The organism is Terrilactibacillus laevilacticus (genome assembly GCF_006517395.1).
Lineage (GTDB): Bacteria > Bacillota > Bacilli > Bacillales > Sporolactobacillaceae > Terrilactibacillus > Terrilactibacillus laevilacticus.
On the sequence record NZ_VDCY01000029.1, the window covers coordinates 1 to 8,061 of the forward strand.

Below are 8,061 nucleotides of genomic sequence, written 5' to 3' on the forward strand. Positions count from 1 at the left end.
AGCTCAAATAGGTTTTCGTTTCGAAAAAATGTTGTCTCACGTTATACAAACCAACGTTGTACATATTTTTACTCAAACGACATAAGGTTTTTAAAGCAATATATTCTTTTTTGGTGAGATTTTTTAACATTTGTTTTTGAACACCATATTTCTCGTCTGATGACATTTTGTTATTTCACCTGCCTTTATACCTTTATTATAAGCCAAACGGGAACGTATATTCCACTTCTGACTCCTTATTATATTAGAGCTACCTACCATTCATCCTGTTCGCAGCCATCCCTAATGTCGCTATTTAGTAAAAATTTGCCTACAACTTTGTCGGAGGATACTAAAAGAAAGAGCCGTCAGCTTTACTGACCATAGTATAATGGTCAATAGAGCTGACGGCTCTTAAACTAGAAAAGGAAAAGGTTATCTGCTCCTCTATGCTTGCCGGCCAGAGAACAAATAACCCCCCCACTTATAATGTCTATTGTACTAGAATGTCCCTTAACCATCAAGAAATATATAAAATTTATTGAGGCGTTTGATGAAGATGTTTTTTGCCCTTGTTGTGGAAGGAAAACCAGAAAACATGGGATATATGAAAAAACGATTCACTTTAAACATCAATCCCATCGGATCCCCATCATGCGGAGAAGATGCCCAGATTGCAATAAAACATTTTCATTAATGCTTACTTTACGTTCCCTTGGGGAAGATTTGCGAATCATGTTTATGAATTTTTTGGAAGATGGTTGATGGTTGGGGTTCCTGTCTGTCAATTGGCTGAATGGCTAACGACATCCTCCGTCTCTGTAGTTTCCCTTAAAACACTTTATCGCTGGAAACGCCGATTTCAGGATTTATGGGGGAATTGGTGGATTAATCAACGCAAGAAATGGGTGTCTGAGTATATAGAAGATGAAGGACTATTGTCAGTTTATCGAAATGGGATTAGTTCCAATAGTGAGATTCAACTTCTCCTCTCGTTCTTTTTTGCCGAAAATGGATCAGTTCCTTGTAAGGGAAGGCTTTTTTCCAAAATTAATCTCCGGCAGCCTTTATCTGAATGGTAAAGTCAGTGAAAGAGTCGGATAATTTGGGGATACTTTCCTGAATCCCCTTTTTTTCGCTCCACAAAATATGTCCCTACCTTCTTTGGTGAAAATCGAAGAAAATGGGAGTTGTTTACTTTTTTATGGAGTGGAGGAAAAACAAGATGAATGAAACGTTACGAAACGAAGTAGCTGCCTTTCGGTTTGGATTAATTGCCCAAATCGTGCAACGGCAATTACAACCTGGGGAGAGGTATGCCCTTTTGAGGGAAATTGCAAAACAGAGATACACGATTCCAGGCAGTGAAAAAAATACAGTCAGTATTCGCTCCTTGGAGAGATACCTCCAAGCTTATGAAAAGGATGGATTTGAAGGTCTAAAGCCACAGGTTAGGGAGAAGAAAGGGAGCTTACGTAATCAAGATCCAGAAGTGCTAAATCGAGCGATAGAGTTACGAAAAGAATTGCCTAGTCGAAGTGTTGAACAGGTAATTCGAATTCTTGAGTTGGAAGAAATGGTTCCTTTCGGGGTTCTCAAACCACGTACATTATCACGATATTTCCAATAAATGGGATGGAGTAAAAAAGATATTTACCGTGCGATAAAGAAGGAATTTCGGCATTTTGAACATGAGATGCCAAATGACTGTTGGCAGGCCGACACACAACATACGTTGTATTTACCTGACCCAAAGAACCCAGGGAAACGAAAAAAGGCTTATCTCATCGCAATCATTGATGATCACAGTAGAAGAATCATGCATGCGGAATTTTTCATGGAAGAAAAATATCCTCGCCTTGAACGTTGTGTTCAAAAAGCCGTTTTACGATTCGGTGTTCCTAATCTATTTTTTTGCGACAATGGTTCAGTTTATAGCGCAAAGCAATTTCAAATTATGTGCGCAAGAATGGGGACAAAGCTCATTCATGCTAAACCATATTCGCCAGAATCAAAAGGGAAAATTGGAAAGTTCTTCCAATATGTAGATAGTAGTTTTACTGGGGAGGCAAATCTATTAATCAATCAAGGAAAGCTTACGACATTAAAACAATTAAATGGCTACTTACGGTCTTGGTTGGAAGCGTATGATAACCGCATTCATCGGAGTACGAAGGAAACCCCAAAAAAACGATATGAAGCTCAAACGGAACACACTCGTCATCTACCAATGGAAATGTTAAAAGAAGTTTTCCTTTGGGAAGAAGACCGAACCGTACGAAAAACAGCGATTATTGAAGTAGAAGGAAATCGATATGATGTTGATTCTTCCTTACGCGGTAAACGAATTCAAATTCGCTATAATCCATTTGATCTGTCCATCATTCAAATATGGAAGGATGACGAGCGTTATGAGGATGCAAAACCCGCAGAGCTTCGCAACCAAAGACACTCTAGGTTACCAGCTGACACGGAAGTGGATCAACGGCCTATTATCGCCTCAAATTTCTTAGAACAATTGAAGAAAAAACAAGAAGAAGAGAAGCGAAAACGGGTTGGTACAACTAGTTTTGCCATGTTAAAAGAGAAACAATCAAGGGGGTATAAAGAATGTTAGACTTCTTTGAAATGAAGGGTGTGCCATTCACCCGTGAAATTTCGTCAAAGCATCTTTACGCTTCCGCCTGCCAGAAGGAAGCTGCCGCTCGACTAGAATATGCCGTAAAAAACCGTCAATTTTGTCTTTTAACAGGAGAAGCTGGGATGGGAAAATCAACAGCCATCCGAACATTGGTACATCAGTTGGACCCGATTCATTTTCACTATCTGTATATTTGTGATTCATCCTTAACTCCGAAACTCTTTTATCGGGAAGTTCTTCAGAACTTCGGTATTCAACCGGCCTTCCGATCAACGGATGTTAAGCGCCAATACCAGTCCTTATTGCTTGATATTTATGAAAATGAGAAAAAGATGCTTGTCATTATAATAGACGAAGCCCATCACTTTTCTGATTCTATGTTACAGGAATTGCGCTTTATTCTCAACTTTAAAGAAGACTCAATGTCGCCCCTTTCCCTGATTGTGGTGGGTCAACCAAGCCTCCGAAATTTATTAAAAGTAAAGCAGCTTGAAGCGATTGACCAGCGCATTCAGATGCGTTATCAAATGAGTGGTTTAACAGAAGAAGAAACTCATGCCTATATTCGTCATCAGTTAAAGATGGTAGAGACGCCTCATGAGATTTTCTCTGAAGAAGCAATACAAGCCATTTATAACTTCAGTCAAGGGATCCCAAGGAAGATCAACACGCTCTGTAGTCAAAGTTTATTAGATGCCTTTATACAAGGGAATAAAATTGTGGGAGAATCCCATATTCATAGGGTCATCAATGAGCTGTAAAAGGGAAAATACCCAGTATTACGAGCAATTAGAGTATGGCATTGCGGAGATGGAAGCGACTATTTAGCGATTGAGAACGGAAATAAATGAACTTATAGAAATGAAAAATGCTTTAAATCAATTAAATGGGCTTCTTAAAAAGAAGCTAAGAGGATTTGACATTTTAAATTTTCGGCAATTAAATTGTCTTTACTAATTGCCAGTGGCGTTGAGGGTAACCGTTAATCAGTTGCCACGTCATCGCCACTGGCAAAACAACCGACATCGGAGATGGCTACGGACACAATATCTCAGAATAAAATGATTAGTATTTTAGGATAAGGAGGTGGTTTTTAATGAGTACAAGAAAACATGACATTTTTGTTGATTGGTTTGGTTTTTCTCAAAATACTGAATATGGTCAATATGGAAATAGAATCAAGTCCAAAATCCACTGGGCATCTCTCGAGCAAAAGAAATACCAGTACTTCTCGAGGTAGAGTTAGGAATATGATTACGGCCACTAGATCTTGCCATGTTATTTACCAGTGTTCGCCAAGAAATTTACCACACATCGCCAATGTATTTACTAATGTATGAAAAAAGCCCAAAAGATTAACATCTTAATAATCTTGTAGGACTTTTCCTTTACGATGAGTTAATTAGATTTGTTATAGAAGTAATCAGTGATCATTTTTCTGGTACCCTCATAAATATCCTGTTCAGTCCATCTATAAGGGAAAGGTTCCTCTCCATTAACACCCAAGAGTTTTACCTTTAGTTCCTTGGGAAACGGGGGTACCCAAAACACCCGATTTTAATTAGGACTTTGGGTTGAATTGAATATTCTGCCATTGTAAAAAAGTTCTTCCTAAAGGGAGAAATGAAATTGGAGAAAAAACGGAAATAAACCGTTGGGAACCAAACGAAAAAGAAAGAAAACCGCGCTATTCCTTACCGTACAAGGAATTGAGGGTAATTGGGCAAAAGAAAAACTGGACCCTTTTTTGATCCGGCTTGAGTTAGTATTCCTATTAACTTGGGGTTGAAAATTTTCACGTATTTATAATAAAAAGTGTCTCCAAATTTATTGAACATTTTATTTACATAACGGGTGCCTAGTCACCATCCAAAATAGCTTTTAACCAAAAACATTCAAAGATACCGGTGGACCAAAGCCTTCTTTATGCACACAATTGATATAAGTGATCTTTACTATAATGAAGAAAGAACCTAGTAACCTCTATAACTTTCAGTTTTCTATATTTGCTTCATAAATTATTTTACCTTCTATATCAATATGATTTCTTAGATTCACATTGGAGAGGGTCTCATAGTGAATAATATCAAAAAAATATGGTAACGGATATTCCTCGTTTAGTAAATCAGATAACTTATATAAGATTTTTGAAGTAATACCTTTCCCCTTTATTGCAATATCTATATCGGATCCTCTTTTGTAATTACCCATCGCTCGGCTTCCAAAAATGATACCAAATTCTATTTCATCAAATTTTGCTAGGGCACTATTTATATAACGTATGTCACTATCAATCAACCCAAACATATTTATCTATCCTTTAATAATTTGTCATATAAGTTTCTAAGAATGGGTAGAAATTGCTTTTGTATCTCTTTAACTAGCTTTTCTGCTAGCTCTTGATCATAAGTATGTATTGTTAAATTCCGCTTAGATAGTGCCTCCATCCAAAGGTGCCCATCTTCAATTATTTCAGCCTGAAATGCTTGTTTAATGGCTTCTCTTGGACTTCTAGCAACATATCCCTCTGCCTCCAAATAATCCTTTAATACCTTCCACGCTAATTCAAAAGTTGTCTCAAAGAATTGAATAATCCCTACTCTTTCTAATTCAGTTGATATTGGTTCCTTTGAGTATTTTTCTAGGAGTTTAAATGACTTTTCAAAGTTCTCAAATCTTTGTTTCCAACGAATACCCTTCATTTCATCCATGTTTTCACTCCCAGTTATATTTAATTCTGTTATTATACTTTTAGTACGTGTATCTGGAATAATAGTTATAATGTTGTATCAACTTCCCAAACTAAAGAACTACTTTTAAAGACAAACCTTTTCAACTATTATACATCATAAACATTCATCCTGGCTAACAAGCCAATTTTCCATTTACCAGTACAAAAAAGACAAGGAGTTATTTCTTGTTTTTTTCTTACGCTAATAATAATTAATGGTTTGTGTGCTTAGATTTGATACCAGTGAAGCATACTCCATTTCATACACACAACAAATCCATATGCATCAACAAATAACGAAAAAGCGGTTTTAAAATCAGTTTCCTTTACTACTTTTGGTGGGTTAATCACGGATAATTCATCTATTGATAATTCGTTTGTATGCCTTGCCATTTTTTAATTCCTCCTTGTTTAATGACAGGGGTACGCACACGATTTTATGTACACGATATTTATGTAAGAATCGTATTTGTTATAAATAAAAAACGCTCCTTACAAAGTGTAAGAAACGTTGATTTCACTGCATTGGCAAGCAGTGTCATAATACCAGTGGTCGGGGTCGAACCGACACTCCCGAAGGAACACGATTTTGAGTCGTGCGCGTCTGCCAATTCCGCCACACTGGCAAAGTTAAAGCTGGCAATAAAATAATTAAATATGGTGCCGAGGGCCGGACTTGAACCGGCACGGTAGTCACCTACCGCAGGATTTTAAGTCCTGTGCGTCTGCCAATTCCGCCACCCCGGCATGGGTCAGGACTACTATTAAAATAATCGTGGAGGCGGCACCCGGATTCGAACCGGGGATAAGGGTTTTGCAGACCCGTGCCTTACCACTTGGCTATGCCGCCATTGTATTAAACTATATTGGAGCGGAAGACGGGATTCGAACCCGCGACCCCCACCTTGGCAAGGTGATGTTCTACCACTGAACTACTTCCGCATATTGGCTGCCCCAGCTGGATTCGAACCAACGCATGACGGAACCAAAAACCGTTGCCTTACCGCTTGGCTATGGGGCAAAAATGGGGCGGCTGATGGGAATCGAACCCACGAATGTCGGAACCACAATCCGATGCGTTAACCACTTCGCCACAGCCGCCATCAACTTCTTGTCTTAATGGCAGGGGTAGTAGGAATCGAACCCACACTGGAGGTTTTGGAGACCTCAGTTCTACCTTTAAACTATACCCCTATATTAGTGGTGGAGGGAGAAGGATTCGAACCTTCGAACTCGTAGAGAGCGGATTTACAGTCCGCCGCGTTTAGCCACTTCGCTATCCCTCCAAAATGAAAAACTATTTAATTGGCAATAAACAAAAAAATGGTGCCGGCCAGAGGACTTGAACCCCCAACCTACTGATTACAAGTCAGTTGCTCTACCAATTGAGCTAGACCGGCACACTTAATGGTGGCTCGAGACGGAATCGAACCGCCGACACGAGGATTTTCAGTCCTCTGCTCTACCGACTGAGCTATCGAGCCATTAAATGGCGGATCCGACCGGATTTGAACCGGCGATCTCCTGCGTGACAGGCAGGCATGTTAACCCCTACACCACGGATCCATATATTTTTTGGTTGCGGGGGCAGGATTTGAACCTACGACCTTCGGGTTATGAGCCCGACGAGCTACCAGACTGCTCCACCCCGCGATAATATGAGATATTTAATTATAGATTTACTAAATGTTTTAAAGACTGTTACTACGGCTTTGCCTTCGTAACAACTCGATGTAGACTCGAGGATGTGTTGCTCGTTGCTCCACCCCGCGACAATATAAACTATTCAGTTTGTAAATCCGTTTAATGTTTGTAAATACTGTCACTACGGCTCTGCCTTTGTGACAACACAAACTTTTTTTAAAACTATTTAACATTTTATTTAATGCAATTTAAGTTATGGTGGAGGATGACGGGCTCGAACCGCCGACCCTCTGCTTGTAAGGCAGATGCTCTCCCAGCTGAGCTAATCCTCCATAACAAATCAGGACAAGAACTATTATAGCATGTCTTTATTCATTTTGCAAGTCTTTTGTTTTAAAAATGGTGACCCGTACGGGATTCGAACCCGTGTTACCGCCGTGAAAGGGCGGTGTCTTAACCGCTTGACCAACGGGCCAATACTAGTTTATGTATATTCGTTAGTACACAATATTTCAGTGGCGGAGAGCGAGGGATTCGAACCCTCGAGACGGCGTTGACCGTCTACACGATTTCCAATCGTGCTCCTTCGGCCACTCGGACAGCTCTCCAATGGCTCCACAGGTAGGATTCGAACCTACGACCGATCGGTTAACAGCCGATTGCTCTACCACTGAGCTACTGTGGAATAGAGAATTCTCCACTATTATTAAGAATATACAGCCTAGCGACGTCCTACTCTCACAGGGGGACAGCCCCCAATTACCATCGGCGCTGAAGAGCTTAACTTCCGTGTTCGAGATGGGAACGGGTGTGACCTCTTCGCTATTGCCACTAGACATATGTATGAAGGTAATCCTTCAAAACTGAAAGTGAAGAAACACTGTACAGGACGTGACGCTTTTAACCGACGTTCCTTGCTTTTCATGAAGTTTCTTGGTTAAGTCCTCGACCGATTAGTATCTGTCAGCTCAAACGTGTCACCACGCTTCCACCTCAGACCTATCAACCTCATCATCTCTAAGGGGTCTTACTAACTTAAAGTTATGGGAAATCTCATCTTGAGGGG

At 39.9% G+C, this 8,061-nt stretch carries 7 protein-coding genes, 16 tRNA genes, 2 rRNA genes and 1 pseudogene; 5 read left to right on the top strand and 21 right to left on the bottom strand.

What is annotated here, in order from left to right; all coding sequences use genetic code 11:
• The first annotated feature begins 532 nt into the window (after nt 1-532).
• The 5 genes and pseudogenes from FG390_RS15880 (at nt 533) to FG390_RS15890 (ending at nt 3,860) form a co-directional block, all read left to right on the top strand.
• The gene (locus tag FG390_RS15880) at nt 533-676 is read left to right on the top strand and encodes a hypothetical protein (RefSeq protein ID WP_181406527.1); all 144 of its coding nucleotides are present in this window, start codon (nt 533-535) and stop codon (nt 674-676) included.
• Nucleotides 677-743: 67 nt separating this feature from the next.
• Complete coding sequence (locus FG390_RS15370; protein WP_246092649.1) at nt 744-1,061, top strand: hypothetical protein; 318 nt, start codon at nt 744-746, stop codon at nt 1,059-1,061.
• Between the two features lie 143 nt (nt 1,062-1,204).
• Nucleotides 1,205-2,596: pseudogene (locus FG390_RS15375) on the top strand (transposase).
• Nucleotides 2,590-3,381, top strand: a complete 792-nt coding sequence (locus FG390_RS15885) for an ExeA family protein (RefSeq protein WP_181406528.1) — start codon at nt 2,590-2,592, stop codon at nt 3,379-3,381. Before FG390_RS15375 ends, FG390_RS15885 begins: the two are co-directional and overlap by 7 nt.
• A gap of 335 nt (nt 3,382-3,716) precedes the next feature.
• Nucleotides 3,717-3,860, top strand: a complete 144-nt coding sequence (locus FG390_RS15890; protein WP_181406529.1) for a hypothetical protein — start codon at nt 3,717-3,719, stop codon at nt 3,858-3,860.
• A 752-nt stretch (nt 3,861-4,612) separates the two neighbouring features.
• Here the strand turns inward: FG390_RS15890 and FG390_RS15390 are convergent.
• From FG390_RS15390 to FG390_RS15485, 21 genes are all read right to left on the bottom strand, one after another.
• Nucleotides 4,613-4,927: a nucleotidyltransferase domain-containing protein gene (locus FG390_RS15390; RefSeq protein ID WP_141191917.1), complete on the bottom strand. Its 315-nt coding sequence runs from the start codon at nt 4,925-4,927 to the stop codon at nt 4,613-4,615.
• A gap of 2 nt (nt 4,928-4,929) precedes the next feature.
• The gene (locus FG390_RS15395) at nt 4,930-5,331 is read right to left on the bottom strand and encodes a nucleotidyltransferase substrate binding protein (protein WP_141191918.1); all 402 of its coding nucleotides are present in this window, start codon (nt 5,329-5,331) and stop codon (nt 4,930-4,932) included.
• 248 nt (nt 5,332-5,579) lie between these two features.
• A complete protein-coding gene (locus FG390_RS15895; RefSeq protein ID WP_181406530.1) occupies nt 5,580-5,744 on the bottom strand; it encodes a hypothetical protein in 165 nt (54 codons plus the stop codon).
• A gap of 151 nt (nt 5,745-5,895) precedes the next feature.
• Nucleotides 5,896-5,977 (bottom strand) — tRNA-Leu (locus FG390_RS15400).
• 32 nt (nt 5,978-6,009) lie between these two features.
• Nucleotides 6,010-6,098 (bottom strand) — tRNA-Leu (locus FG390_RS15405).
• Between the two features lie 29 nt (nt 6,099-6,127).
• Nucleotides 6,128-6,201, bottom strand: a tRNA-Cys gene (locus FG390_RS15410).
• Nucleotides 6,202-6,218: 17 nt separating this feature from the next.
• Nucleotides 6,219-6,293: transfer RNA gene (locus FG390_RS15415), tRNA-Gly, on the bottom strand.
• A 4-nt stretch (nt 6,294-6,297) separates the two neighbouring features.
• A tRNA-Gln gene (locus FG390_RS15420) sits at nt 6,298-6,372 on the bottom strand.
• Nucleotides 6,373-6,376: 4 nt separating this feature from the next.
• Nucleotides 6,377-6,452 (bottom strand) — tRNA-His (locus tag FG390_RS15425).
• 19 nt (nt 6,453-6,471) lie between these two features.
• Nucleotides 6,472-6,545 (bottom strand) — tRNA-Trp (locus FG390_RS15430).
• Nucleotides 6,546-6,552: 7 nt separating this feature from the next.
• Nucleotides 6,553-6,637, bottom strand: a tRNA-Tyr gene (locus FG390_RS15435).
• Between the two features lie 38 nt (nt 6,638-6,675).
• Nucleotides 6,676-6,751: transfer RNA gene (locus tag FG390_RS15440), tRNA-Thr, on the bottom strand.
• A gap of 8 nt (nt 6,752-6,759) precedes the next feature.
• Nucleotides 6,760-6,835 (bottom strand) — tRNA-Phe (locus tag FG390_RS15445).
• Nucleotides 6,836-6,841: 6 nt separating this feature from the next.
• Nucleotides 6,842-6,917 (bottom strand) — tRNA-Asp (locus FG390_RS15450).
• A 10-nt stretch (nt 6,918-6,927) separates the two neighbouring features.
• A tRNA-Met gene (locus FG390_RS15455) sits at nt 6,928-7,004 on the bottom strand.
• A gap of 247 nt (nt 7,005-7,251) precedes the next feature.
• Nucleotides 7,252-7,327 (bottom strand) — tRNA-Val (locus FG390_RS15460).
• Between the two features lie 68 nt (nt 7,328-7,395).
• A tRNA-Glu gene (locus tag FG390_RS15465) sits at nt 7,396-7,470 on the bottom strand.
• A 41-nt stretch (nt 7,471-7,511) separates the two neighbouring features.
• Nucleotides 7,512-7,603: transfer RNA gene (locus FG390_RS15470), tRNA-Ser, on the bottom strand.
• Between the two features lie 2 nt (nt 7,604-7,605).
• Nucleotides 7,606-7,680 (bottom strand) — tRNA-Asn (locus FG390_RS15475).
• Between the two features lie 34 nt (nt 7,681-7,714).
• Nucleotides 7,715-7,831, bottom strand: a 5S ribosomal RNA gene (rrf, locus tag FG390_RS15480).
• Between the two features lie 97 nt (nt 7,832-7,928).
• Nucleotides 7,929-8,061 (bottom strand): 23S ribosomal RNA (locus tag FG390_RS15485); the annotation flags it as partial.

What these genes read in the sequence shown, in the direction of transcription:
- FG390_RS15880 (WP_181406527.1), top strand. Translation starts at nt 533, where the DNA reads ATGAAGATGTTTTTTGCCCTTGTTGTGGAAGGAAAACCAGAAAACATG.
- FG390_RS15370 (WP_246092649.1), top strand. Translation starts at nt 744, where the DNA reads ATGGTTGGGGTTCCTGTCTGTCAATTGGCTGAATGGCTAACGACATCC.
- FG390_RS15885 (WP_181406528.1), top strand. Translation starts at nt 2,590, where the DNA reads ATGTTAGACTTCTTTGAAATGAAGGGTGTGCCATTCACCCGTGAAATT.
- FG390_RS15890 (WP_181406529.1), top strand. Translation starts at nt 3,717, where the DNA reads ATGAGTACAAGAAAACATGACATTTTTGTTGATTGGTTTGGTTTTTCT.
- FG390_RS15390 (WP_141191917.1), bottom strand. Translation starts at nt 4,927, where the DNA reads ATGTTTGGGTTGATTGATAGTGACATACGTTATATAAATAGTGCCCTA.
- FG390_RS15395 (WP_141191918.1), bottom strand. Translation starts at nt 5,331, where the DNA reads ATGGATGAAATGAAGGGTATTCGTTGGAAACAAAGATTTGAGAACTTT.
- FG390_RS15895 (WP_181406530.1), bottom strand. Translation starts at nt 5,744, where the DNA reads ATGGCAAGGCATACAAACGAATTATCAATAGATGAATTATCCGTGATT.